Annotated in this window: 18 protein-coding genes; 5 read left to right on the forward strand and 13 right to left on the reverse strand. The window is 72.9% G+C overall.

Features of this window, described 5'->3' with window-relative positions; all coding sequences use genetic code 11:
- Positions 1-1,750 precede the first annotated feature (1,750 nt).
- Positions 1,751-2,194, reverse strand: a complete 444-nt coding sequence (locus tag ACTWJ8_RS15265; RefSeq protein ID WP_356376836.1) for an NUDIX hydrolase — start codon at positions 2,192-2,194, stop codon at positions 1,751-1,753.
- 214 nt (positions 2,195-2,408) lie between these two features.
- On the opposite strand from ACTWJ8_RS15265, the gene ACTWJ8_RS15270 reads away from it, so the two are divergent.
- Positions 2,409-5,735 carry a S8 family serine peptidase gene (locus ACTWJ8_RS15270; RefSeq protein WP_443264096.1) on the forward strand — a complete coding sequence of 1,109 codons (3,327 nt, stop codon included), beginning with the start codon at positions 2,409-2,411 and terminating at the stop codon, positions 5,733-5,735.
- A gap of 525 nt (positions 5,736-6,260) precedes the next feature.
- On the opposite strand, the gene ACTWJ8_RS15275 is transcribed toward ACTWJ8_RS15270, so the two are convergent.
- A complete protein-coding gene (locus ACTWJ8_RS15275; protein WP_443264097.1) occupies positions 6,261-6,977 on the reverse strand; it encodes a hypothetical protein in 717 nt (238 codons plus the stop codon).
- Position 6,978: 1 nt separating this feature from the next.
- Positions 6,979-7,494: a sigma-70 family RNA polymerase sigma factor gene (locus ACTWJ8_RS15280; RefSeq protein ID WP_356376827.1), complete on the reverse strand. Its 516-nt coding sequence runs from the start codon at positions 7,492-7,494 to the stop codon at positions 6,979-6,981.
- Positions 7,495-7,691: 197 nt separating this feature from the next.
- Between ACTWJ8_RS15280 and ACTWJ8_RS15285 the strand changes: the two genes are divergently transcribed.
- Complete coding sequence (locus tag ACTWJ8_RS15285) at positions 7,692-8,711, forward strand: aspartate-semialdehyde dehydrogenase (RefSeq protein WP_356376824.1); 1,020 nt, start codon at positions 7,692-7,694, stop codon at positions 8,709-8,711.
- A gap of 57 nt (positions 8,712-8,768) precedes the next feature.
- Here ACTWJ8_RS15285 and ACTWJ8_RS15290 read toward each other — a convergent pair whose 3' ends face one another.
- Complete coding sequence (locus tag ACTWJ8_RS15290) at positions 8,769-9,281, reverse strand: DUF1203 domain-containing protein (RefSeq protein ID WP_443264098.1); 513 nt, start codon at positions 9,279-9,281, stop codon at positions 8,769-8,771.
- A gap of 124 nt (positions 9,282-9,405) precedes the next feature.
- On the opposite strand from ACTWJ8_RS15290, the gene pepN reads away from it, so the two are divergent.
- On the forward strand, positions 9,406-11,979 hold the full coding sequence (pepN, locus tag ACTWJ8_RS15295; protein ID WP_443264099.1) for an aminopeptidase N: 2,574 nt from the start codon (positions 9,406-9,408) through the stop codon (positions 11,977-11,979).
- Between the two features lie 82 nt (positions 11,980-12,061).
- Here pepN and alc read toward each other — a convergent pair whose 3' ends face one another.
- Positions 12,062-13,189 (reverse strand): allantoicase, encoded by a 1,128-nt coding sequence (gene alc, locus ACTWJ8_RS15300; RefSeq protein ID WP_356376816.1) that lies wholly within the window; start codon positions 13,187-13,189, stop codon positions 12,062-12,064.
- Between the two features lie 103 nt (positions 13,190-13,292).
- Entirely contained in the window at positions 13,293-14,222 is a 930-nt protein-coding gene (locus ACTWJ8_RS15305) for a LysR family transcriptional regulator (protein ID WP_443264100.1), read from the reverse strand.
- Positions 14,223-14,265: 43 nt separating this feature from the next.
- On the opposite strand from ACTWJ8_RS15305, the gene ACTWJ8_RS15310 reads away from it, so the two are divergent.
- Positions 14,266-14,730, forward strand: coding sequence for a GNAT family N-acetyltransferase (locus ACTWJ8_RS15310; RefSeq protein ID WP_356376810.1), 465 nt, complete (start codon positions 14,266-14,268; stop codon positions 14,728-14,730).
- A 12-nt stretch (positions 14,731-14,742) separates the two neighbouring features.
- On the opposite strand, the gene ACTWJ8_RS15315 is transcribed toward ACTWJ8_RS15310, so the two are convergent.
- The 7 genes from ACTWJ8_RS15315 to ACTWJ8_RS15345 all read right to left on the reverse strand — a co-directional run bounded on the left by ACTWJ8_RS15315 (position 14,743) and on the right by ACTWJ8_RS15345 (position 22,062).
- Complete coding sequence (locus ACTWJ8_RS15315; protein ID WP_356377937.1) at positions 14,743-15,678, reverse strand: arsenic resistance protein; 936 nt, start codon at positions 15,676-15,678, stop codon at positions 14,743-14,745.
- A gap of 176 nt (positions 15,679-15,854) precedes the next feature.
- Entirely contained in the window at positions 15,855-16,820 is a 966-nt protein-coding gene (locus ACTWJ8_RS15320; RefSeq protein ID WP_443264898.1) for an alpha/beta fold hydrolase, read from the reverse strand.
- Positions 16,821-16,865: 45 nt separating this feature from the next.
- Positions 16,866-17,864: a DMT family transporter gene (locus tag ACTWJ8_RS15325; protein ID WP_443264101.1), complete on the reverse strand. Its 999-nt coding sequence runs from the start codon at positions 17,862-17,864 to the stop codon at positions 16,866-16,868.
- Positions 17,865-17,924: 60 nt separating this feature from the next.
- Positions 17,925-19,391: an FAD-dependent monooxygenase gene (locus ACTWJ8_RS15330; protein WP_356376807.1), complete on the reverse strand. Its 1,467-nt coding sequence runs from the start codon at positions 19,389-19,391 to the stop codon at positions 17,925-17,927.
- 127 nt (positions 19,392-19,518) lie between these two features.
- Entirely contained in the window at positions 19,519-19,758 is a 240-nt protein-coding gene (locus tag ACTWJ8_RS15335) for a hypothetical protein (protein WP_356376804.1), read from the reverse strand.
- Between the two features lie 20 nt (positions 19,759-19,778).
- Positions 19,779-21,821 carry a 4-alpha-glucanotransferase gene (gene malQ / locus ACTWJ8_RS15340; protein WP_443264102.1) on the reverse strand — a complete coding sequence of 681 codons (2,043 nt, stop codon included), beginning with the start codon at positions 21,819-21,821 and terminating at the stop codon, positions 19,779-19,781.
- Between the two features lie 4 nt (positions 21,822-21,825).
- Positions 21,826-22,062, reverse strand: coding sequence for a hypothetical protein (locus ACTWJ8_RS15345; RefSeq protein WP_356376799.1), 237 nt, complete (start codon positions 22,060-22,062; stop codon positions 21,826-21,828).
- Positions 22,063-22,352: 290 nt separating this feature from the next.
- Here ACTWJ8_RS15345 and ACTWJ8_RS15350 point away from each other — a divergent pair, with 290 nt between their 5' ends.
- Positions 22,353-25,319 carry a beta-N-acetylglucosaminidase domain-containing protein gene (locus ACTWJ8_RS15350; RefSeq protein WP_443264103.1) on the forward strand — a complete coding sequence of 989 codons (2,967 nt, stop codon included), beginning with the start codon at positions 22,353-22,355 and terminating at the stop codon, positions 25,317-25,319.
- Positions 25,320-25,331: the final 12 nt, after the last annotated feature.

The following is a 25,331-nucleotide window of genomic DNA, read 5'->3' on the forward strand; positions in this document are numbered from 1 at the left end:
GGGTGCCGGGTGGGGGCGCGCCGCCGGTCACTCCGAGTTCACTTTGCGGGGAACGGGGGGGTGGGGCGTGGCGACGGTTTCGTTGCGCGGTGCCGGGGCCCGGCCCCGGCTGCGTTGCGCGACACGGGGGGGGCGGGGTCCGGCCCCGTTTTCCTTGCGCGGCGCCGGGGAGCGCCCGGCCCCGACCTCGTTGCGCGGCGCCGTGACTCACGGCTGCACCGGGGCAGACGCCGGCCGTGGCACCTGCGCCGCGCCACCGTCAGCCCCGTTCCCCGCCCAATTTCCCACCCACCCGCCCCCTCCAGGGGCGTCGCCCCAATCCCCGTGGCCGGGGCTACCGTTCCGCTCACGCGGCACCGCGCCCTGGGCCTGTGCCGAGGTCGGTGCCCTTCGCGGGCGCGCCCTGCACCGGGTCGGCACCTGACGCGCGTGCGACCGACACCGGGGACCGCCTGACGAAGGTGCGGCCCACACCGGGCCGCCTTGCCCACACGTGACCGGGGCCCGTCGTCCGGATGCGCGGAGCCGTGCTTCCCGGCTGCACCGGGGTCGACGCGTGCCGTGGCACGTGTGCTGCACCTCGGTCTGCCCTGTTGCCCGCCTGTCTCCCGCCCTCCCGCCCCCTCCGGGGGCTCGGCCCCCGTGGGCCCGGTGTCCGTGCCGGGGTGGACGCCCGGACATGGGTGCGGCCTGCGCCGGGGTTTTACGTCGACCGTGGTCGACGCCTTCCACGAGTGCGGCCTGCACCGGGCGCCGCCTTGCCCACCCTGCCGCCCAAGGCGGCATGTTGCCCAAGGCTGGGACGGCTGCCCGTCAGGGTGGGCGGGCCGTTCCGGCGGCCGCTTGCCCGAGGCGAGTCCCGGTCGGCCGCAATGGGTGGGGAGCCGTCCCCATGGCCGCTCGTCCGGGGCGGGTCCCGGTCGGTCCAACGGGTGGGCAACCCGTTCCGGCGGCCGCTCGCCTGCGGCGCGGTGCGGTCGACCGCAACGGATGGGAAGCCGTCGCGGCGGTCGCTTGCCCCAGGGCGCGGTCCGGTCGACCGCAGCGGTGCGGGCGACGCTCACCCGCGGCGCGGCGCGGAGAACCGCAGCAGTTTCGGTACCCCGGGGAGCCGACGCCCCCGGAGGGGGCGGGTGGGTGGGATCTTGGGCGGCGGAGTCGAAGCGGTGGGCAAAGGCAGCGGGGCGCCTGCTGGGACGGCGCAGGCAGGTAGATCGAGCCCCTGCGGCGATTGAGCAGCAGGGGCCGGGGCAGCGCCCCGAGGCGTAGGGACGGAGGGGCCGGGCAGGGCGGTGCGGGCAGGTAATTCGAGCCCCTGCGGCGACGGAGCAGCGGGGACCGGGCCAGCGCCCCGCGGCGTAGGAACGGGTGGCCGGACGGAGACGGTGGGGCGGCGCCCAAGGCCGCACCCCCGCGGGGCCGAGCCCCCGGAGGGGGCGGGTGGGTGGGGAATTGGGCGGCGGAAGCAATGGCGGGCTGGGCCGGGCCGGGACGGGACGGGCAAAGGCAGCGGGGCGCCTACTGGGACGGCGCAGGCAGGTGAATCGAGCCCCTGCGGCGATTGAGCAGCGGGGTCCGGGGCGGAGCCCCGAGGCGTAGGGACGGAGGGGCCGGGCAGGACGGTGGGGGCAGGTAATTCGAGCCCCTGCGGCGATTGAGCAGCGGGGCCCGGGGCGGAGCCCCGAGGCGTAGGAACGGGTGGCCGGGGTGGGCGGTACGCCGCGACCCGCCCACCCGGTCCAGCGGAGCGTCAGACGTGGCCCGTTGCAGGCCGGTCCCGCCACAGCGCCAGGCCCACGTCGACCAGTTCGACGCGGGGGAGGTCGGGGACCGACGTCAGGTCGTGCCACGCCGCCATGTCCGTGGAGCCGTCCACCTCGTGCCGCAACTCCCCACCCGTGATCACCCCGTCGTACACCAACCGCAGACCGTGGAAGTCCGCCACCTTGCCGAGCTTGCGCGGATAGCGCCGCAGCACGGAGTGGACCCCGAGCAGGGCGACCGGCTCGACGACGTACCCCGTCTCCTCGTCCACCTCGCGGATCACCGTGTCGTACGGGTCCTCACCGTGGTCCATGCCCCCGCCCGGCAGGGTCCACCGCTTGCTGCCGTCCCCCGCGACCCACCGCGCGAGCAACACCCGCTCCTCACGCACGCACACCGCGTAGGCCGCCACCCTCAGCTCTTTGTTCATCCCCCGACGCTAGAGGCATCCGTCCTCCGGTGCAGGTGTTACGCGCCTTGCCGGACCCGTCACGTTTTGGGTGGGATGACGCATGGCGGAAGTACGCCATGGCGTCTACCCGGCTCGGGCAACTCTCCCCAAACTGTGGTCACTTACGTAAAGCTGAGCGGTCATCCGGCACCGAAATCCGGATCCCTTTCACCTTTTACGCACAGGGATGCTGATGACCACCGACCCCCAGCGCGCTCCCATATCCGGCGCGAGACGCGCGGCCCGGCTCGCGGCTGCCGCCGGCCTCGTGGCGGCGCTCACCGCGACCGGGCCGATACCCATGGCCTTCGCGGCGGACGCGGACCCGGCCCCGACCCCGGCCGTGAAGTCCGCGAGCGACAAGCTCGGCGCGCACGACGCCGAACTGCTCGCCGACGCCCAGGCCGACCACAAGAAGAACGTGACCATGATGGTCGCGACCACCCCCGGCAAGACCGAGCAGGTCGCCGACCAGCTCGACTCCGTCAAGGGCGGCTCCGTGGGCCGCACCTACGACAAGCTCGGCTACGTCCGCGCGACCGTGCCGACCGCACGCGCCGAGGCCGCGATCAAGTCGGCCGAGAAGCTCGACTCCGTGCGCGGCATCGACCTCCGTCAGGAGATCGCGCTCGACGACCCGACGCCGGCCGCCGACTCCACGAAGGGCGCGGCCAAGAAGGCCGCCGCCAAGGCCACGACCTCGTACAGCGGTCCCGGCAAGAGCACCCCGGCCAAGAACCCGTACAACCCGTCGTTCGAGACGGGCGCCGTCGACTTCGTGAAGCAGCACCCGAAGTCGGACGGCCGCGGCGTCACCATCGGCATCCTCGACTCCGGCGTCGACCTCGGCCACCCGGCGCTCCAGAAGACCACCACCGGCGAGCGCAAGATCGTCGACTGGGTCACCGCGACCGACCCGATCGTCGACGGCGACGCCACGTGGCGGCCGATGGTCACGAAGGTGAACGGGCCGACGTTCACGTACAACGGCCGCACCTACAAGGCCGCTTCGGGTTCGTACGGCATCAGCACCTTCGCCGAGTCCGTCACCGCGGGCGGCGACGCCAAGGGCGACGCGAACCGCGACGGCGACACCACCGACAAGTGGGGCGTCCTGTACGACGCGGCCAAGGGGACGGTGACCGTCGATCTGAACGACAACGGCGACTTCACCGACGACACCCCGATGAAGCCGTACAAGGACGGCTACCAGGTCGGCTACTTCGGCAAGGACGACCCGTCCACCGATGTCGTCGAGCGCCAGCCGTTCGTGGTCGAGGTACGCAAGGACGTGCCCATGGACCCGTACGGCGGTGACTGGGTCGGGAAGAAGGCCGACTTCGTCAACATCGGCGTCATCGAGTCCGAGCACGGCACACACGTCGCGGGCATCACCGCGGCCAACTCCCTGTTCGGCAACAAGAACATGAACGGTGCCGCGCCCGGCGCCAAGCTGGTCTCCTCGCGAGCCTGCACCTGGACCGGCGGCTGCACCAACGTCGCGCTCACCGAGGGCATGATCGACCTCGTCACGAAGCGCGGCGTCGACATCGTCAACATGTCGATCGGCGGGCTTCCCGCCCTGAACGACGGCGCCAACGCCCGCGCGCTGCTCTACACCCGCCTCATCGACCAGTACGGCGTGCAGCTGGTGATCTCCGCAGGCAACTCCGGACCCGGCGCGAACACGATCGGCGACCCGGGCCTCGCCGACAAGGTGTTGTCCGTCGGCGCGTCCATCTCCAAGGACACCTGGGCCGCCAACTACGGCTCCCAGGTGGAGAAGTCGTACGCGATGATGCCGTTCTCGTCGCGCGGTCCGCGGGAGGACGGCGGCTTCGCGCCGATCATCTCCGCGCCCGGCGCGGCCATCAACTCCACCCAGACCTGGCTGCCCGGCAGCCCGGTCGCAGAGGCGGGCTACTCGCTCCCCGCCGGTTACTCCATGCTCCAGGGCACCTCGATGGCGTCTCCGCAGGCGGCGGGCGCGAGCGCGCTGCTGATCTCGGCGGCCAAGCAGCAGAAGGTGTCGCTGACCCCGGCGAAGCTGCGCACCGCGCTCACCTCGACCGCGAAGCACATCCCGGGCGAGCAGGCGTACGCGGAGGGCTCCGGCCTCATCGACATCGTCGGCGCGTGGAAGTCCATCGAGCACCGGCCCAGCACGCAGACGTACACGGTGAAGGCGCCGGTCGACACCGCGATCGACTACGCGCTCCAGACGCCGGGCTTCGGCACCGGCATCTACGACCGCGAGGGCGGCCTCAAGGCCGGGCAGAAGAAGACGTACGACGTGGTGATCACGCGGACGTCGGGCTCGTCGAAGGCCGTCGCGCACAAGCTGTCGCTGAAGAACAACTCCGGTGACACGTTCTCGATCGTCGGCTCCAGCACGGTGTCGCTGCCGCTGAACAAGCCGGTCACCGTGAAGGTGCAGGCGAAGCCGTCCGCGGCCGGGCTGCGCAGCGCGATCCTGCGCGTCGACGACCCGAAGACGGAGGGCGTCGACCAGCAGATCATGGCGACGGTCGTCGTCGCGTCCCCGGTCAAGTACACGTTCTCCGCGAAGGGTTCGGTGCAGCGCAACAGCGTGAAGTCGTACTTCGTGACCGTGCCGGAGGGCGCCACGTCGCTCGAGGTGCGGATGGGCGGGCTCGCGGCGAAGAGCCAGACGCGGTTCGTCTCCATCCACCCGTACGGCGTTCCGGTCGACTCCACGTCGACGCCGGACTGCTACCCGAACTACGGCGACGGCACGGGCAACGGCTGCCGTCCCGACCTGCGTTCGTACGACGCTCCGCAGGCGGGTGTCTGGGAGATCGAGGTCGAGTCGCGCCGTACGTCGCCGCTGCTCGACAACCCGTACGCGCTGGACGTCGCGGTGCTCGGCACGGCTTTCGACCCGGCGGTGCAGACGCTGCCCGAGGCGAAGGTGGGCACGCCCGCCGACGTGTCGTGGAAGGTCGCGAACAAGTTCGCGGCCATCAACGGCGGCAAGCTCCAGGGCGGGGCACTCGGCTCGTCGAAGTCGGCGCGGCCGACGATCGCCAACGGGGCGTCGCAGTCGTCGACCGTCGAGGTGCCCGCGGGCGCCGAGAAGCTCGACGTGTCCATCGGCAACGTCTCCGACCAGGCGGCCGACCTCGACCTCACCGTCTACGACAAGGACGGCAAGGTCGTCGGGTCCTCGGCCGACGGTGACTCCGAGGAGTCCGTGTCCATCGCGAAGCCGGCCGCCGGTACGTACACGGTGAAGGTCGACGGGTACTCGGTGCCGTCCGGGTCGACGGAGTACGACTACGTCGACGTCTTCTACTCGTCGTCGCTCGGCACGGTGAAGGTCGACGAGTCGAAGCCGGTGTCCCTGGCGACCGGCGCTTCCACCACGGTCGCCGCGCAGGTCCTCGCGGCGGCGCCGGCCCCCGAGGGCCGCGAGTTCTTCGGCCAGGTCCGCCTGCTGAACGAGCGGGGCGTGGTCGCGGGCGTCGGCAACGTCAAGATCGCCAAGGTCACGCAGTAGCCTCCGGCGGCTGTACGTGATGTGGGGCGGTCACCCGCGGGTGACCGCCCCTTCTTCGCGGTGGGGCGTTACGGAACCGTGAGCCGAGCCACCCTCCGGCCGTACGCCGCTGCTGCGCCGGGGCGATGCGTGGCGCGGGGGTGTCCGGGGGCCGAGGGCCGGGGGTACCGGGGTGCCCGGGGGCCGGGGCGTGCCGGATGCCGACCGCGACGCCGGCGCGGCACCGTCCCCACGCCCGGCTGCGCCGGAACCCGCCGCACTCCCACCCACCCGCCCCCTCCGGGGGCGTCGCCCCGGCCGAGGTGTCGACGCAACCGGTGCCCTACACCCTCGACTTGCCATGCGATCCGTCCTCCGCGCCGACGCCCATCACCGGCCGTGCCGGGAGCACTTCGGGGCGGGAGCCCCCGGAGGGGGCGGGTGGGTGGGAGTGCCGCGGGGAGCGGCGCGGGCCAGTGCCTCGCCCCGACCGCCTCAACGTCACTCGTCCCAACCCACCTCAACGTCACCCGCCCCACCCCGCCCTCACGGCGCCCCGGATGCCGGGGCCTCGCAACGGAGGCCGTGGGACTCCGGGAGGGCGGGGGCGATGTCGCGGCGTGCGTCGGCGACGCCCCACCCCGTCTCCCAGTCCTCGCGGTCCCCGGCCCGCACCGGCGTACGGATCAGGGTGTACGTGCCGGGCGCCAGGTCCTCGCGGGCCATGGCGTCGAGCGTGACGGTGAGCGTGGGGTGGTCGTGGACCGAGCGTTCGGGGCGGTAGTAGCGCTTGACGTCGAGGACGACCCGCACCCGGCCGTCGCCGTCCGGCGTGATGCTGGTCACGCGCCCCTCCACCAGCACCTTCGAACAGGCGATGTGCAGGGCGGCACGCGAAGGGGCGGACTTGCCCCCGCCCTCGGCCACCGCCTTGTCGTCCGCCGAACTCGCGGCGTCCCCGTCCCCGCCCGGCGCGCTCACCCCGAGCCACACCAGCCCCCCGAACAACGACACCGCGCACGCCGCGACGAGCGCGCCGAAGGCGAGTCGCGGCCCGCGCCGCCGTCGTACGGGAAGGGGTCGCGGCTCCGGGGCCGGGACCGGTTCCGGGCGGGACGCCAGCGCGTCGCCGAGACCGCGCACCTGCTCCCGCAGCGCCGCCACGTCCGCCGCCACCGACGCCGCGGCGGGGTCGTCGTCCGGCAGCCGCTCCCCCGTCACCGCGAGCATCAGCAGCCGGTCGTCCGCATCGGAGTCGTACATGTCACACCACCTCCCCTTCGCGCAGCCGCACCCGCAGCATCCGCACCGCCGTGTGCAGGCGGCTCTTCACGGTGCCCTCGGGCACGCCGAGCTCCGTCGCGATGTCCCGCACCGGCAGGTCCGCGTAGAAGCGCAGCACCACCACCTGCCGCTGCTCGTCGGGCAGCTGGTCGAGGCCCTGGGCGACGGCCATCGACAGGACGCGGGTGTCGGCCGCGTCCCCCGCGTGCTCCTGCCGCAGCGCCGCGAGCCGCTCGCCGAGGCGTTCCTGGCGGCGCCGCGCCCGGTGCCAGTCCATGGCGAGGTTGGAGGCGACGACCGCCGCCCAGGCCGAGACGTCGCGGGGCGCCTCCTGCCCCTTCGCGGTCCGCTCCAGCAACCGCAGGCGCACCTGCTGCACCCCGTCCGGCAGGTCCGCGTACGGCACCCCGCCCAGTGACAGGACGGCCCGCACCCGGTCCTCGACGGCCGCCTCCAGGGGGTCGTCCCGCCGACCCCTCCGTTTTCCGCGCAGCACCGCGCCTCCCCTCCCCGCGTACGCCCTGAGACGCCGCGGGACCCGGAAACGTTCGCCGATCGCCCCTGAAACTGTGGCCAGCGCCATACCGTCCCGTACCGCGGACAATGGATTGGACAAGGCGGGCCTGGACAGACGCATCATGGACACACCCGCCAGGCCGGATGGCCGCTTGCACGAGAATCACGGAGGACCCTGTGAAGGTCGGAATCGTCGGAGCCACCGGTCAGGTCGGCACGGTCATGCGCAAGATCCTGGTCGAGCGGAGCTTCCCGCTGGACGAGCTGCGCCTGTTCGCGTCGGCGCGCAGCGCGGGCACGGTGCTCGACGGCGTGACGGTCGAGGACGCCTCGACGGCCGACTACAGCGGGCTCGACATCGTCCTGTTCTCCGCCGGTGGCGCCACCTCCAAGGCCCTCGCCGAGAAGGTCGCCGCGCAGGGCCCCGTCGTGATCGACAACTCCTCGGCCTGGCGCAAGGACCCCGAGGTCCCGCTGGTCGTCTCCGAAGTGAACCCGCACGCGATCGCGAACCGCCCCAAGGGCATCATCGCGAACCCGAACTGCACGACGATGGCCGCGATGCCGGTGCTGAAGCCGCTGCACGCGGAGGCGGGCCTGGAGGCCCTGACCGTCGCCACGTACCAGGCCGTGTCCGGTTCCGGTCTCGCGGGCGTCGCCGAGCTGCACGGTCAGGCGCAGAAGGTCGTCGCGGACGCCGACAAGCTCACGCACGACGGCGAGGCGGTCGACTTCCCGGAGCCGGGCGTCTACAAGCGCCCGATCGCGTTCAACGTCCTCCCGATGGCCGGTTCGATCGTCGACGACGGCCTGAACGAGACGGACGAGGAGCAGAAGCTCCGCAACGAGTCCCGCAAGATCCTGGAGATCCCGGGCCTGAAGGTCTCCGGCACCTGCGTCCGCGTCCCGGTCTTCTCCGGCCACTCGCTCCAGGTCAACGCCCGGTTCGCCCGCCCGCTGAGCCCGGCGCGCGCCACGGAGCTGCTCGCGGAGGCGGAGGGCGTCGAGCTCTCCGACATCCCGACCCCGCTCCAGGCGGCCGGCAAGGACCCGTCGTACGTGGGCCGTATCCGTAACGACGAGACGGTCGAGAACGGTCTGGCGCTGTTCATCTCGAACGACAACCTCCGCAAGGGCGCCGCGCTGAACGCGGTGCAGATCGCGGAGCTGGTGGCGCAGGAGCTGTCCGCCAAGTAGTTCGCGCCACATCATGTGAGGGGCGGCCGCCGGGTTCCGGTGGCCGCCCCTCACATTTCAGGGCCTCGGCACGGCGAAGTGCAGGCAGCCGTACTCGACCGCCCTGACGTGCACGAGGACCACCTCGGGGTGGGCGAACGCCTCGTCGAGCGCCATGTCGATCCCGGCCGTCGGGTCGTCCGCCGGGATCTCCAGGAGCCGTCCCCCGACGATGTGTCCGCGCGCGTCGTAGCGGCGCAGGGTGCGCAGCGCGCCGGGCCGGGCGAAGGGGTATCCGGTCCTGTCGGCCGCCGGGCCGCCGCAGTCCTCGGCGTGGATGAAGACCGGGCCCTGTTCGTCGTACGCACCGGGGGTCGCGCCCGTCGCGGCGGCCCAGCGGCGCAGGGGTGCGTACGAGACGAGGGCGACGAGCTCGCCCTCCTCGATGGGGCGCAGGCAGCAGCGCAGCGGGGAGCCGACCGAGGCGTCGCCGGTGGCGGTGAAGGGGCGCGCGGCGCGGCCCGCGTCGTCGGTGGTCCGGAGTTCCTTGAGGGCGGTGTCGGTGATGGGGAGTGCGGTGTACCTGGTCATGGCTTCAGAGTCGCTCCGGGCCGGCGTGTTCACCGGCGGGAAACGGACATCGCCTTCGCGTACCCCGCGTGGAAGGATGACCGGAAACGTCACAAACGTAGACCGCTTACTAGGAGATGACCGCGTGCCAGGCACCAATCTGACCCGTGAAGAGGCGCAGCAGCGGGCGAAGCTGCTCACCGTTGACTCGTACGAGATCGATCTCGACCTCTCCGGCGCGCAGGAGGGCGGCACGTTCCGGTCGGCGACCACCGTGCGCTTCGACAGCGCGGAGGCGGGCGCCGAGACGTTCATCGATCTGATCGCCGACGCCGTGCACGAGGTCGTGCTCAACGGGAAGTCGCTGGACGCGGCGGCGGTGTTCCGGGACTCGCGGATCGCGCTGAAGCACCTGGAGGCGGGGCCGAACGAGCTGAGGGTCGTCGCCGACTGCGCGTACACGAACACGGGTGAGGGCCTGCACCGCTTCGTCGACCCGGTCGACGAACAGGCCTATCTGTACACGCAGTTCGAGGTTCCGGACGCGCGGCGCGTGTTCGCGAGCTTCGAGCAGCCGGACCTCAAGGGCACATTCCAGTTCACGGTGAAGGCGCCCAGCGGCTGGACCGTGATCTCGAACTCGCCGACGCCGGAGCCGCAGGACGACGTCTGGGTCTTCGAGCCGACGCCGCGCATCTCGACGTACATCACGGCGCTGATCGTCGGCCCGTACCACAGCGTCCACTCCTCGTACGAGAACCCGGAGACGGGGCAGTCGGTGCCGCTCGGCATCTACTGCCGGCCGTCGCTCGCCGAGTACCTCGACTCGGACGAGATCTTCGCGGTCACGCGGCAGGGCTTCGACTGGTTCCAGGAGAAGTTCGACTACGCGTACCCGTTCGCCAAGTACGACCAGCTGTTCGTGCCCGAGTTCAACGCCGGGGCCATGGAGAACGCGGGCGCGGTCACCATCCGCGACCAGTACGTGTTCCGCTCGAAGGTGACGGACGCCGCGTACGAGGTGCGGGCGGCGACGATCCTGCACGAGCTGGCCCACATGTGGTTCGGCGACCTCGTCACCATGGAGTGGTGGAACGACCTGTGGCTGAACGAGTCGTTCGCGACGTTCGCCGAGGCCGCCTGCCAGGCGTACGCGCCGGGTTCGAAGTGGCCGCACTCGTGGACGACGTTCGCCAACCAGATGAAGACGTGGGCGTACCGGCAGGACCAGCTGCCGTCGACGCACCCGATCATGGCGGACATCAGCGACCTCGACGACGTGCTCGTCAACTTCGACGGCATCACGTACGCGAAGGGCGCCTCCGTCCTGAAGCAGCTCGTCGCGTACGTCGGCATGGACGAGTTCTTCCAGGGCGTGCAGGCGTACTTCAAGCGGCACGCGTTCGGGAACACGCGCCTCTCCGACCTCCTCGGTGCCCTTGAGGAGACCAGCGGGCGCGACCTGAAGTCCTGGTCGAAGGCGTGGCTGGAGACCGCGGGCATCAACATCCTGCGCCCCGAGATCGAGACGGACGCGAACGGCGTCATCACCTCGTTCGCCGTCCGCCAGGAGGCCCCGGCGCTGCCCGAGGGCGCCAAGGGCGAGGCGACGCTGCGCCCGCACCGCATCGCGATCGGCTTCTACGACCTCGACGAGCAGTCCGGCAAGCTGCTGCGCGGCGAGCGCGTCGAACTCGACGTCACGGCGAGCGAGTCGACGCAGGTCCCGGACCTGGTCGGCAAGCGCCGCCCCGCGGTGATCCTGCTCAACGACGACGACCTGTCGTACGCGAAGGTCCGCCTCGACGAGGAGTCCCTGGCGTTCGTCGTCCAGCACCTCGGCGACTTCGAGGCCTCGCTGCCGCGCGCGCTGTGCTGGGCGTCGGCGTGGGACATGACGCGGGACGCCGAGCTGTCCACGAGCGCGTACCTGGACCTCGTCCTGTCGGGCGTGGGCAAGGAGTCCGACATCGGCGTCGTGCAGTCGCTGCACCGCCAGGTGAAGCTCGCGCTCGACCTGTACGCGGCGCCCGCCCACCGGGACGCGCTGCTCACCCGCTGGACGGAGGCGGCGCTGACGCATCTGCGGACGGCGGAGCCGGGCAGCGACCACCAGCTGGCGTGGGCCCGCGCGTTCGCGGCGAGCGCCCGCACGCCGGAGCAGCTCGACCTCCTGGAGGCCCTGCTCGAGGGCCGCGAGTCGATCGAGGGGCTCGCCGTCGACACCGAGCTGCGCTGGGCTTTCGTGCAGCGTCTCGCGGCGGCGGGACGGTACGACGAGGCGGAGATCACGGCCGAGTACGAGCGGGACCGCACGGCCGCGGGTGAGCGGCACGCGGCGACCGCCCGCGCGGCGCGTCCCACGCCGGAGGCGAAGGCGGAGGCGTGGGCCTCGGTCGTGGAGTCCGACAAGCTGCCGAACGCGGTGCAGGAGGCGGTGATCGGCGGCTTCGTCCAGACCGACCAGCGCGAACTCCTCGCCCCGTACGCGCAGAAGTACTTCGCCGCGCTGAAGTCCGTGTGGGACTCCCGCTCCCACGAGATGGCCCAGCAGATCGCGATCGGCCTCTACCCGTCGATCCAGGTCTCGCAGGACACCCTGTCGGCGACGGACGCGTGGCTGGCCTCCGCGGAGCCGAGCGCGGCGCTGCGCCGCCTGGTGTCGGAGTCCCGGGCGGGCGTCGAGCGTGCGCTCAAGGCCCAGGCGGCCGACGCGTAACGCCCGGCGGGACATGTGAAAGGGGGCATCGGCCGGGTCACGGCCGATGCCCCCTTTCCGCTGGTGTTCCCGCTGGTGGCGCCTACTGCGCGAAGCGGTCGCGGAGGGCCTTGCGGCCGGCTTCCGTCAGGGTGCCGTGCACGCGCATGCGGGCCACGCCGCCGTCGGGGAAGGCGTCGAGGCGTACGTGGGTCGCCACGGCCTCCTTCGGCAGCGCGAAGCGGTGCAGGGTGTCGGGCTGGAGCTTGGTGCGCGGGATGATCTCGAACCACTCGCCGGTCTCGCCGTCACGGCCGCTCAGCGCGATCCAGCCCGCCGAGTTGCCCTTCAGGTACGCCGTGTCGATCTCGACGGCGCGGATGGTGCCCTGCGCGGCGAGCCGGAACCGGACCCAGTCGTTGGTGTCGCGGACGCGGCGACGGCGGTTCTCCCAGCCGTCGTCCATCTTCTGCGAGGTGCCGGGCAGGATGATCTGCGTCGGCGACGAGTAGAACTTGTCGGACGCGTCCTCGTACGTGCCGCCGTTGAGCACGGAGGCGAGGTCGAACGTGCCGAGCAGGTCCAGCCACTCCGGGTCCGGGACGACCTCGCCGTGCACGCGGAGGCGGGCGATGCCGCCGTCGGGGTGCTGGCAGAGCCGGATGTGGGTGTAGCGGCGCTCGGACGTGACCGTGAAGGCGTTCGCCGCGTGACCCTTGACCTGGCTCTTCGGGACGATCTCCTCCCACTTCACGTCGTCCGCGAGCAGCTCGTCGGGCCCGGGGGCGCCGGGCACGTTCGTGGCCTGGATGCTCACCTTCTGCGGGTAGTTGCCGCGGAAGTGGGCGGTGTCGACGATCACGCCGCGGATGACGCCGGGCGCGCCGAGCCGCACGATCGCCCAGTCGTGCTCCTCCGGCGCGGGGAACGGGGAGTCCGCGGTCCCCCTCCGCCTGCGGGTCTCCCAGCCGTCCATGACCTTGCCCTTGTGCCCGAAGTGCTCCGGGTCGAACACCGCACGGTGCCGCAGCAGCAGGTTCTCGCGCATCGCGAAGAACTCGTCGTTCGCCGCGATGACACCGCCGCCGAGCCGCCGGTCGGCGAGGTCGACGAGCTCGGCGAACGCGTCGGCGTCACCGAACGTGCGGTAGTCGGCGTACGGGTCGCCGCCTCCGTAGGGGGCGGCGTCGTTGGCGTGCGGGTCCTGGTCCTGTGCGGGTATCTGGGTCATGCACCCACTCTCGGGCGCGCGAAGGCCCCAGGTCCATCGAAAATTTTCGATGTGACATTTCAGTTCTACTGAAAGGTCTGCTGGGGCGGGTCGCGGATCGGCCCTACGGTGTATGTCTGCCGGCGGCGGTCAGTGCCTCGATGACGCGCCGGACCCCCGCCGCCTCCTCCGACCCCTTCCGTACGGCTGCCACCACATGCCGTACGGGACGGTCCGCGCCCAGCGGGCACATCACCACGCCGTCCCGGCGCGCCGCCGCCATCCGCGGCACGAGCGCGACGCCCATGCCCGCCTCGACCATGGCGAGGATCGCGGTCCAGCCCGCCGCGCTGTGCGCCTGCTCCGGCACGAAGCCGGCCGCCTCGCACGCCGCCGTCGTGATCTCCGACCAGGCCCCGGACCCGCCGAAGATCCACTGCTCGTCGGCGAGGTCGGCGAGGCGGAGGCCCGGTTCCGATGCCCGCGGGTGGCCCACGGGGAGGGCGACGTCCAGCGGGTCGGCGAGCAGCGGCACGCGGGTGAACTTGGGGTCGCGGGCGGTCGGCGCGTGCGCGGCGAGGGACAGCGCGAGGTCGACCTCACCCGCGGCCAGCAGCTCGTACGACTCGCCCGCCTCGGCCTCCCTCACCTTGACGGTGATGCCGGGGTGCGCGTCGCGGAGCTGCCGGACCGCCGGCACCACGAGGGCGGGCACGGCGGTGGAGAACGCGGCGACCCGCACGGTTCCGGTGTCGCCGTGCACCCACTGCGCCAGCTCGGCGTCGGCGCGCTCCAGTTGGGCGAAGACGGCCTCCGCGTGCCGCAGGACGAGCTGCGCGGCGTCGGTGAGCCGGACCCGGCGGCCGTGCGCCTCCAGGAGCGGCACGCCGAGCTGCTTGGACAGGTTGGTGAGCTGCTGCGACACGGCGGACGGCGTCATGAGCAGCGTCTGCGCGGTGGCGGTGACGGTGCCGCGCTCCCGCAGGGTGCGCAGGATCACCAGCTTCTTCACGTCCCACCGGTCGGGTCCCGGCACTCGTTTCTCGCTGCTCATGCGCCCAACGTATCCGCTCGCGGCCCGCCCCTACGCTGACCTCATGACCCGTGACCACCGCCTCCGCCCTGCCCGCCCCGACGAGGCGGAGCGCCTTTCGGCGCTCGCGCTGCGCTCCAAGGCCCACTGGGGCTACGACGACGCGTTCATGGCGTCGTGCGTGGCCGAGCTGACGCTGCACCCGTCCGAGGTCGAGCGCCGCCGGACGACCGTCGCCGAGGACGCGGACGGGCGGCTGCTCGGCCTGGTGACGCTCGAAGGGGCGCCGCCGGTGGGCGAGCTCGGCCTGATGTTCGTCGACCCCGATGCGATGGGGCTCGGGGTGGGTCGGCTGCTTTTCGAGCACATGCGGGAAGCGGCGCGCGCGGCCGGGTTCAGGGCGGTGGGGTGGTCGGCGGACCCGAACGCGGTGCCGTTCTACGAGGCGATGGGCGGGCGGCACGTGGGCGTGACGCCGTCGGGTTCGATTCCGGGCCGCACGCTTCCGTTGATGGAGCTGCGGCTGTGACGGCTCGGCCACTCAGGCGAGCAGCCGCGGCACCGCCCGCACGTAGACCACCATGCCGACGACCTCGACCAGGGTCTGGGTGACGACCACGACCGCGGCGACGGCCAGCGGGTCCGGCAGGGCGAGGGCGAGGGGCAGGACGACGAGGGAGTTGCGGGTGGCGCCGGTGAACACGACGGCCCGGCCCGAGGGCGCGTCGAGCCGGAAGAGGCGGGCGACGGCGCGGCCCGCGAACGCCATCACCAGCAGGAACAGCACGTAGAACGGGACGACGCGCGCCACGTCCCCGAGGTTGTCGTCCAGCTTCGGCAGCTGGGAGGCGACGACGATCAGCAGGGTGGCGGCCATCAGCGGCACCATCGCCGCGCCCGCGGCGTCGGCCGCGCGTCGCCCCGTCCGGTGGCGGGCGGCCCAGGCCTGGGTGAGCCAGGCGAGGGCGAGCGGGACGACGATGAGCGCGAGGAAGGCCTCCACGAAGGGCCCGGCGTCGACGACGTCCCCCAGCCCCTCCCCCATGAACAGATACAGATACCCGGGCAGCAGCACCATCTGCGCGAGCAGCAGTACGGGCGTGGCCGCGAGCAGCCGTTGGCTCGCGGCGCCCGCGAGGCCGCTGAAGACGATGACGTAGTCGACGCACGGGCAGAGCAGCACGAGCAGGACGCCGAGGCGGACGGCGCGGTCGTCGGGGAGGAAGCCGAACATGGCGGCGACGACCAGCGGAACGACGAGAAAGTTCACGCCGAGAACGGCTCCCAGGAACCGTCCGGGCCGCAGCGACCGGAGCAGGTCCCTTGCGGGGACCTGGAGAAAGGTGACGTAGAGGAGAGCGCCGAGCACGGGGTTGATGCCCCCTTCGAGCCCACCCCCGAGACCGGGGGCGCCAACCCCGAGAAGACCTCCGGCCCCCATCGCCCCCAGGTACACGGGGACCTGCCACCGCTCCATCCAACCCGTCACACTCACGCCCCGACGTTAACGGCTCCCCGTGGCGGGAGCGGCAGCGGCCGTAAGGGGCCGGTGCGGGCAGGCAATTCAAGCCCCGGTGCGGCATGACAGCCCCGCCGGCGATTGAGGCGCGGGGGCCGGGGCGGAGCCCCGAGGCGTAGGGACCGGCTACCGGGTCAGGGCAGGTCGCGGAGCCAGTCGCGCAGCAAACCGTTGACCTCAGCGGCGCGTTCCTGCTGGAGCCAATGACCCGCCCCCGGCAGAACGTGGGAGCCCCGAAGGCCCGGCAGGGTCTTCGGGTAGGCGTCGATCGCCTCCGCGAGCCACGTCGTCGACGCGTCCCGCCCACCCCCGACGAACAGCGACGGTTGCGTGATCGCCGCCCCGTCGTACGCCTCGAGGTCCTCCCAGTCCCGGTCCATGTTCCGGTACCGCGCGAGCGCCCCGCGGAACCCCGTCCGCTCGAACTCCCCCGCGTACACGTCGAGTTCCGCCTCACTCAGCCACCCGGGGCGTGTCTCGGGGAACCGGTCCCGCAGCAGTCCCCCACGCCCCACGAAGTGCGGATCGGCCGCGCCGTCCCCCGGCATCGTGTCGGCCGACATCGCCGCGTAGATCCCGCGGAGCCACCCCCGTACATCCGGCTCGATCTCCGCCTCGGCCCGCCCGGGCTCCTGGAAGTACGAGACGTAGAACTCCTCCTCGCCCCCGGCCATCCCGGCGAACACCTCACTGGGCCGCGGCCCGCCCCGCGGCGCGTACGGCACGCTCAGGAGTCCGACGGCCGTGAACACCTCGGGCCGCACGAGCGCCGACGTGGCCGCGATGTTCGCGCCCCAGTCGTGCCCGATCACGACGGCCGTCTCGGCGCCGAGCGCCCGCACCACGGCGACGTTGTCCTCGACGAGTTCGAGCATCCGGTACGCCGCGATGTCGTCGGGCCGCGACGAACGCCCGTACCCCCGGACGTCGATCGCCACGGCCCGGTACCCGGCTGCGGCGATCACCGGAAGCTGCCGCCGCCACGAGTACCAGGACTCGGGGAACCCGTGCAGCAGCAGGACCAGCGGCCCCTCCCCCTGCTCCACGAGATGGATGCGCCCGGCGGGCGACGGCACAAGACGGTGGACGGGTTCGGACATCGTCACCTCCAGCTCGACGGAGAACGTCACCCCTCGATCCTCCCGCTACGCCCCTTCCCGCTCCCGCTTTGTTGCCGTTCCGGCAAACCGTGAGGACGACGCCGATGTCACGGAAGCCAGCACCACCCCGCCCAGGATCAGCGCCATGCACCCCACCTGCGCCCACCCCATCGACTCCCCGAGCACGGCGTACGAGAGGAGCGCGACGCACACCGGCTGGAGGTAGTACACGACCCCGGCCCGCGCCGCTCCCACCAGCGCGATCGCCTTGTTCCACGCGAAGAAGGCGACCGCCGACGACACGACGCCGACGTAGAGCAGCGGCCCCACCGTGCCCGCCCGCACCTCGAAGCCGCCCTGCACGGCGACGCTCGCCACGTACACGGGCAGCAGCATCAGCGCCCCGAGCACGAACGTCGCGAACAGGAAGGCCACTCCGCCGATCCCGCTCGGCCTGCGGCGCAGCAGCGCGCTGTACGAGCCGAAGCAGCAGGCCCCCGCGACCACCCACAGGTCGCCGGGCGAGAAGTCGGGCGTGAGCGAACCCTTGCTGACGAGCAGCACGACCCCGGCGCAGGCGATGAGCGTCCCGGTCACCCGGCGCGCCCCCAACCGCGCCCCGCCCAGCCGCTCGTAGGCGGCCATGACGACCGGCGAAGCGGCCATGATCATGCCCATGTTGCCCGCGGACGTGGTCATGCCCGCCTGGTTGACGAGGGTGTTGTAGGTGGCGATGCCGAGCAGCGAGGCGAGCGCCACGAAGCCGAAGTGCCGCCGCAGCGCGGCCCGTTCACGCCACACGGCCCGCACCCCGAACGGCGCGACCGCCGCGATGGCGACGATCCAGCGCCAGAACGCGTGCTGGATCGGCGGCACGCTGTCGTGCAGCCCGCGGGCGGTGACGAAGCTCCCGGACCAGACGACCGTGGCGAGCGCCGCGAGCGCGAGCCCGGCACCGATCCCCGCGTCGATCCGCCGACGGGCGGCGGGAGCGGGTGCGGTGCCGGGGCGGGTGCGCGTACGGGTGCGGTCCAGGAGGGCCATCGATGTCCTTGTCGTTCGACGTGGCGGCTGATGGCCCCTACCGTCACACCCCGCCACTCATCACGTCCATCGAAAGTTTTCCACAATACCTTTCGACAGATCCGAATGGTCGAGCGTGTGGCCCGCCCACGCCGCGTAGCCGTCGGGCCGCACCAGCAGCACGAGGTCGAGACCGCCCGCGTAGTGCGTGACGACGGCCGCGTCCTTGGGCAGCAGCTCGCCGGGGCCGCTCATGCCCTTCGGCAGGATCAGCACGAACTTCCCCTCGCGCAGGACCTCGTAGAGCCGGGAGCCGTCGGAGAGCCGGATGTCGGGGACCCGCTTGCCGACCACCCGGTGCGCGCCCCGCGGCGACCCGTACGCCACCCCGATCCCGGTGAGCTGCCCCACCGCCCGCTCCCGGGCGGGCCGGGCGCGGCTCACGGCCGTGGCCAGCACCGAGCGGGCCGCGAGCGACCACGGCCGCTTGGCCATCGCGAGCCGCACCAGGCCGCCGCTGCTGCGCAGCACCGCCTTGCCGACCGGGTGGCGCTCGGCCTCGTACGTGTCGAGGAGCGCCTCGTCGGCGCGGCCGTCCACCACGGCCGCCAGTTTCCAGCTCAGGTTCGCCGCGTCCTGGAGCCCGGTGTTCATGCCCTGGCCGCCCGCCGGGGTGTGCACGTGGGCGGCGTCGCCCGCGAGCAGCACCCGGCCGACGCGGTACTTGGGCGCCTGGCGCTCGTCGCTGTGGAAGCGGGACGTCCAGCGCGCGTCGTGCATGCCGAAGTCGCGGCCGAGGGCGAGCCGCGCGGTCTCCTTGATCTCGTCGAGGTCGAGCGGCGCGTCGTCGGCCACGTCGTGCGCCCGGTTCCAGGCGATCACCCGGTAGTAGCCGTCGCCGAACGGGGCGATGAAGGCGAAGGCGTCGCCGACCGTGTTCACGGTCAGCACGTCGTCGGGCTGCTCCTCGAGGCGTACGTCGGCGAGGACGACGGAGCGGATGACGGACTTGCCGGGGAACGGAAGGCCCACGGCCCCGCGCACGGCGCTGCGCATGCCGTCGGTGCCGACGACGTACGCCGCGCGCAGGTCCTTCGACTCGCCGTCGGCGCGTACGTGCAGGGTGACGCCGTCCGCGTCCTGGTGCAGGCCCGTCACCTCGGTCTCGTACGCGAAGGTGACCCCGGCGTCGACGGCCCGCTGTTCGAGGAGCTTCTCGACCTCGTACTGCGGGACGACGAGGAGGTGGTTGAAGCGGGAGGGCAGTTCGGCCAGTTCGAGGAAGAGGCTGCCGAACAGGCGCAGCCGCTGGAGCCGTTGGCCGCGCGCCTCCAGCTCGTCGGCGAGGTCCCGCGCGTCGAGCAGTTCCAGCGTGCGGGCGTGCACGGCGAAGGCGCGGGAGAGGTTGCTGATCTGGTGGGGGCGCCGTTCGACGAGGGTGACGGGGATGCCCGCCGCGGCGAGGTCGCCCGCGAGCAGCAGGCCGGTCGGGCCCGCGCCGACCACGATCACTGAACCGGTGCTGTGCGCTGAGCCGGTGCTGTCCATGAGGCCTCCAGAAGCGATGACGCCCGGATCGACCCGGCCCATCCTGCCCCCATGGACGCGTCGAGGGCACCCGCCGCGACCGAACGCGGCGGGTGCCCTCGACGGGAAACCGTACGGAAGCGGGCCGTCAGCCCTGCTTCTGCTGCTTGCGGGACTTGTCGCCCAGCGAGACCAGACCGGCGATCACCAGGAACAGCACGATCGGCGTCGCCACGTAGAGGCCGAGCGTCTGGATCACGCTCAGGCCGGTACCCGGGTCGTCGCCGTCGTCGCGCGTGAGCGCGAGCGCGGGGGACGACATGAGCAGCATCATCAGCGTCGTACCGGAGGCCAGGGCGCCGGCGCGCAGGGCGTTCTTCTTGTCCACGAGCCCAACGTAGCGAACGCCTAATCGGGCCGCGCGTCCGGGGGGCCTGTAAGAGGCACCCGGGTGCCTTCGAGTGGTTCCGCGAACACGCTCAGGAGGGCGTGCGCGCGCGGCGACGCGGCCAGTTCCTCCAGCGTGACGGGGTGTCCCGCGGCGTCGGCGACGGGCAGCCGCCAGTTCGGGTACTCGGTCCAGGTGCCGGGCAGGTTCTGCGGCCGCCGGTCGCCGACGAGGTCGGGCAGCCACACCCCGGTCATCCGGGCGGGCGTGCGCCACAGGAACCGGTGGACGGCCCGCACGGCCTCCTCCTCGTCGTACGTGCCGCCCGCGAGCAGTCCCTCGCGGGTGAACAGGGCGAGCCACTCGGCGACCTCGGCCGCCGCCTCCGCGCCGCTCGCCGTGGACAGGCCGAGCCGCTCGCGGAGGCGTACGTCGTCGCCGGTCAGGCGGGCGGCGGTGGACGGCAGGTCGTGGGTGGTGGCGGTGGCGACGCAGTCGGTGCGCCAGGCGTCGGCGGGGATCGGCCGCCCGCCGCCCTCCCAGTCGCGCTCGAACCAGAGCACGGACGTGCCGAGCACCCCGCGCGCGTGCAGCGTCTCGCGGACGCCGGGCGCGACGGTGCCGAGGTCCTCCCCGATGACGTACGTGCCCGAGCGCGTCGCCTCCAGGAGGAGCACGGCGAGCATGGCCTCGGCGTCGTAGTGGACGTAGGTGCCCTCGGTCGGGGGCTCGCCCTCGGGGATCCACCAGAGCCGGAAGAGGCCCATCACGTGGTCGATGCGGACGGCTCCCGCGTGCCGCATCACGCCCCGCAGCAGGTCGCGGAAGGCGGCGTAGCCGGTCTCCGCGAGCCGGTCGGGGCGCCAGGGCGGCAGGCCCCAGTCCTGGCCGCGCGCGTTGAACGCGTCCGGGGGCGCGCCCACGCTGATGCCCTGCGCGAAGACGTCGCGCTGCGCCCAGGCGTCGGCGCCGCCGGGGTGCACGCCGACGGCGAGGTCGTGGACGAGCCCGATCGGCATGCCGGCCTCGCGGGCGGCCCGCTGCGCGGCGGCGAGCTGTCCGTCGGTGAGCCAGGCGAGCCGGCTGTGGAAGTCGACGCGGTCCATCAGCTCGCGGCGGGCGTGCCCGGTCTCGGCGGAGCGGGCGTCCTGGAGGGCGGTCGGCCAGGTGTGCCAGTCGGGGCCGTACCGCTCGGCGAGTGCGCAGTACGTGGCGTGGTCGTCGAGGGCGGTGCCCTGGGCGGCGAGGAAGTCGCAGTAGGCGGCGCGGCGCCCCGGGGTGAGCGGCACCGCGTGGACGGCTTCGAGCGCCGTCCGCTTCAACGCCCACACGGCGTCCCGGTCGATGAGGCCGCCCTTGGTGAGCACGTCGTCGCGCAGCCGGGCGGCCTCCGTGGCGTGCCCGGCGACGTACGCGTACTCGGGCACGTCCTCGACCCGCAGGTGCACGGGGTCGGGGAAGCGGCGCGAGGAGGGGCGGTACGGGGAGGGGTCGGTGCCGCCTTCGGGGCCCGCGGGGACCGCCGCGTGCAGCGGGTTGACCTGGAGGAATCCGGTGCCGTGGGTGCGGGCCGACCAGGACGCCAGGTCGGCGAGGTCCGCGAGGTCGCCCATGCCCCAGGAGCGGCTCGACAGCAGCGAGTACAGCTGGACGAGCAGGCCGTGGGTGCGGGTCGGCGGGGTCGGGGCGGTGGGCGGCGCGACGATCAGGTGCGCCTCCGCGGTCCGCCCGTCGGGGGCGGTGGCGCGCAGCCGGTGCACGCCGAGGGGCGTGGCCGTGCCCGGCTCCCAGGCGTCGAAGCGGTCGCCGTCCTCGAGGCGCAGCCGCCACTCGGTGCCCGCGGGCGGGTCCGCGGCCCAGCGGGGGACGCCGCCGTCGGCCCACGCCACGACCGTCGGCGGCAGCAGCCGCTCGGGCGGGTCCGTGGGGGCCGAGGCCGCGTCCACGCCGAGCGCCGCGAGGGCCGCCGCCACCGCCGTGTCCGAGGCGTGGACGGTGCGGCCCGGCGCCGGGGAGTAGGAGGTGGCCACTCCGTGCCGCGCGGCGAGCCGGGCCAGTGTCATGGGCTCAGGCGAGGCCGCTCGGGCAGCCCGCGGCCAGGCCGTTCGGGGTGGGCTCGGAGGTGAGCGGCGCCTCGTCGTTCATGGGCGGCTCGGAAGTCAGGGGGGCGTAGTCCGTGAAGGCGGGCTCGCTGGTGAGGGGTGATTCGAAGGAGCTGGTGCTGGTCACGTCGGCGTCGTCGAGCATGCTGAGGTCCGCCTGTTTGGAGAGGGCCGAGAGCAGGAGCTGTGCTGATGCGGCCACGGGGGCCTCCTTCGTCGTAAGGCGTCGGGAGTCGGAGCCCTACCCAGTGGGCGCGGGCGTAGACCTTTTCCGTGGAACAACGTGTTGCTGGTCACATTGTGTACGACGAAAGGAACTTGCCCAGGAGGCCGGGCCGACCGAAAAAACTCCCGTCCGACCAGGCAACTCGTCGGTAGGGCCGGTTACCGCCCATCGACGGCTTCCGCCCTTCTATCCTGGTGCGTCTCCAGTCGGTTTCGAGCCGACCGGAACCGACTTCGACCCGACTTCGAACCGACGAGGAGTACGCCGTGCAGCTCCGGCGCAGGAAGAGGGCGGCCGCCCTCGCGGTCGCCGTCATCGCCGGGACGCTGGGCGGGGCCACGGGCGCCGTGGCCGCTCCCCCGCGGCCGGGGACGTCCACGGGCGACCTGAAGTCGGACGCGCAGCTGCCCGCGGTGTGGCCGCGGCCGCAGTCCCTCAAGGCGTCGGACGACGCGGACGGGGTCACGGTCCCCGACGAGGTGACGCTCGTGGCACCGCCGGGCTCCGACAGGTACGCCGTGGACGCGCTGCGCACGGCGCTGCGGGACGCGGGGGCGCGGCACGTGCGGCAGGTCGGCGGCGAGGACGACGTACCGCGCCGCGCCGAGCTCGTGGTGCGGATCGGCACCGAGGCCCCGGGGTCCGAGGCGGGCGCGGGCGACTACCGGCCCAAGGCGCGTACCGGCGGGGCGAGCGCGCTCGACGCGGTGCTGCGCGGCCTGGGCGCGAGCCCCCGCGGCGACCTGCCCTCGGGCGGCTACCGGCTCGCGGTGGGGCGCGCGGCGGGGCGGCCGACGATCGCCGTCGAGGGCGTCGGGGACGACGGCCTGTTCCACGCGGCGCAGACGTTCCGGCAGCTGATCGACGGACGGACCGTCGCGGGAGTCGTCGTACGGGACTGGCCCGGCACGGCCGTCCGCGGTCTGACGGAGGGGTTCTACGGCACGCCGTGGACGACCGAACAGCGCCTGGAGCAGCTCGACTTCATGGGCCGCACCAAGCAGAACCGTTATCTGTACGCGCCCGGCGACGACCTGTACCGGCAGGCCCGCTGGCGCGAGACGTACCCGGCGGAGCAGCGCGCCGACTTCCGCCGCCTCGCCGAGCGGGCCCGCGCCAACCATGTGACGCTCGGCTGGGCCGTGGCCCCCGGCCAGGCGATGTGCATGTCGTCGCCGGACGACATCAAGGCGCTCACCCGCAAGCTCGACGCGATGTGGGCGCTCGGCGTGCGCGCCTTCCAGCTCCAGTTCCAGGACGTGTCGTACAGCGAGTGGCACTGCGAGTCCGACGCGCGCGAGTTCGGCTCGGGCCCGGACGCGGCGGCGAAGGCGCAGGCGAAGGTCGCGAACGCGGTGGCGAAGCACCTGGCGGCCCGGCACCCGGGCGCGGAGCCGCTGTCCCTGATGCCGACCGAGTACTACCAGGACGGGAGGACGGAGTACCGCACGGCGCTCTCCGGCGACCTGGACGACTCGGTGGAGGTCGCGTGGACGGGCGTCGGCGTGGTGCCGCGCACCATCACCGGCGGTGAACTCGCGGGCGCGCAGAGCGCGTTCGGCGGCGGGCACAAGCTGCTCACGATGGACAACTATCCGGTCAACGACTATGCGCAGGACCGGATATTCCTCGGCCCGTACATGGGCAGGGAGCCGGCCGTGGCGTCCGGTTCCGCGGCGGTCCTCGCCACGGCGATGGAGCAGCCTGCCGCGTCCCGGATTCCGCTGTTCACGGCGGCGGACTACGCGTGGAACCCGCGCGACTACCGGGCGCAGGAGTCGTGGAAGGCCGCGATCGACGACCTCGCGGACGGGGACGCGGGCACCGGGCGTGCGCTGCACGCCCTCGCGGGCAACGACGCGTCGTCGGTGCTCGGCGCGGACGAGTCCGCGTACCTGAAGCCGCTCGTCTCGGCGTTCTGGAAGGCCCGTACGACGACGGACGCGGACGCCAACAAGAAGGCGGCGAAGGCGCTGCGGGACGCGTTCACGCAGATGCGCCGCACGCCTTCCGCGCTCGACGGCACGGAGCTCGACGCCGAGGTCCGGCCCTGGTCCGACAAGTTGGGCCGGTACGGGCAGGCGGGCGAGGCCGCGGTCGACATGCTGGAGGCGGCGGGCCGCGGTGACGACGCGGCGGCGTGGAAGGCGGCGCGCCGCCTGTCCGATCTGCGCGGGGACCTCGACGGGGACCGGGTCACGGTCGGCAAGGGCGTCCTCGACCCGTTCCTCGAGCGCGCCGAGAAGGAGTTCGCGTCCTGGTCGGGCACGGACCGCGCGGACGCGGCGAAGGGCCCGAGGGCCGAACTCCCGCGCCCCCGCGCCCTGTCCACGGTCACGGTCATGACGGAGCCCGGCACCTCGGGCACGGTCGAGGCCCACGTCCCCGGCGCCGGCTGGAAGCGCATCGGTTCACTGGCAGCCGGCGGCTTCACGGAACTGAGAACACCCCACACCCGCGCGGACGCACTCCGCGTCACGGGCGCCCCCGACGACGCGGTCTCCCACCTGGTCCCCTGGTACGCGGACACCCCCGACGCCTCCCTCACCCTGGCCCGCACCGAGGCGGACCTGGAGATCGGCGGCAGGACCGAGCAGGTGACCGCGCACCTCACCGGGCAGCGGCCCGACAACGTGCGCGGGCGGCTCACGGCGAAGGCCCCGCACGGCATCAAGGTGGACCTGCCGCACCAGTCCGAACTCCCGCGCGGCACGCAGGTCGACGTGCCGGTGAAGCTGACGGTCCCGGCGTCCACCCCGGCCGGCACGTACGACATCGCCCTCCGCTTCGGCGACGAGACCCGCACCTTCGCGGTGCGCGCCTACCCCCGCACGTCGGGCCCCGACCTGGCCCGCACCGGCAAGGCCTCCTCCTCGGCGGACGAGACCCCGGACTTCCCGGCGTCCGACGCCAACGACGGCAAGTCGTCGACCCGTTGGTCCTCCCCCGCGGCGGACGGCGAATGGTGGCAGGTGAAGCTCGCCGAGCCCACCCGCCTCGGCCTGGTCACCCTCCACTGGCAGGATGCCTACGCCAAGCACTACCGCGTCCAGACCTCCCCCGACGGCCGCACCTGGCGCACGGCGGCCACGGTGAAGGACGGCCAGGGCGGCCACGAGTCGGTCCGCATGGACGCGAAGAACACCCGCTTCATCCGCATCGTGGGCGACAAACGAGCGACGCAGTACGGGTTCTCGTTGTGGAGCGTGGGGGCGTACGGGGTGGCCGACTGACGGCGGTGGCGC

Origin of the sequence: Streptomyces sp. SDT5-1, assembly GCF_052245995.1 — a bacterium.
Taxonomy (GTDB): domain Bacteria; phylum Actinomycetota; class Actinomycetes; order Streptomycetales; family Streptomycetaceae; genus Streptomyces.

Excerpts from the sequence above, each read along its gene's own strand:
- malQ (WP_443264102.1), bottom strand. The coding sequence starts at position 21,821 with ATGACACTGGCCCGGCTCGCCGCGCGGCACGGAGTGGCCACCTCCTAC.
- ACTWJ8_RS15270 (WP_443264096.1), top strand. The coding sequence starts at position 2,409 with ATGACCACCGACCCCCAGCGCGCTCCCATATCCGGCGCGAGACGCGCG.
- ACTWJ8_RS15305 (WP_443264100.1), bottom strand. The coding sequence starts at position 14,222 with ATGAGCAGCGAGAAACGAGTGCCGGGACCCGACCGGTGGGACGTGAAG.
- ACTWJ8_RS15265 (WP_356376836.1), bottom strand. The coding sequence starts at position 2,194 with ATGAACAAAGAGCTGAGGGTGGCGGCCTACGCGGTGTGCGTGCGTGAG.
- ACTWJ8_RS15325 (WP_443264101.1), bottom strand. The coding sequence starts at position 17,864 with ATGGCCCTCCTGGACCGCACCCGTACGCGCACCCGCCCCGGCACCGCA.
- ACTWJ8_RS15275 (WP_443264097.1), bottom strand. The coding sequence starts at position 6,977 with ATGTACGACTCCGATGCGGACGACCGGCTGCTGATGCTCGCGGTGACG.
- ACTWJ8_RS15290 (WP_443264098.1), bottom strand. The coding sequence starts at position 9,281 with ATGACCAGGTACACCGCACTCCCCATCACCGACACCGCCCTCAAGGAA.
- ACTWJ8_RS15320 (WP_443264898.1), bottom strand. The coding sequence starts at position 16,820 with ATGTCCGAACCCGTCCACCGTCTTGTGCCGTCGCCCGCCGGGCGCATC.
- ACTWJ8_RS15315 (WP_356377937.1), bottom strand. The coding sequence starts at position 15,678 with ATGGAGCGGTGGCAGGTCCCCGTGTACCTGGGGGCGATGGGGGCCGGA.
- ACTWJ8_RS15330 (WP_356376807.1), bottom strand. The coding sequence starts at position 19,391 with ATGGACAGCACCGGCTCAGCGCACAGCACCGGTTCAGTGATCGTGGTC.
- ACTWJ8_RS15310 (WP_356376810.1), top strand. The coding sequence starts at position 14,266 with ATGACCCGTGACCACCGCCTCCGCCCTGCCCGCCCCGACGAGGCGGAG.
- alc (WP_356376816.1), bottom strand. The coding sequence starts at position 13,189 with ATGACCCAGATACCCGCACAGGACCAGGACCCGCACGCCAACGACGCC.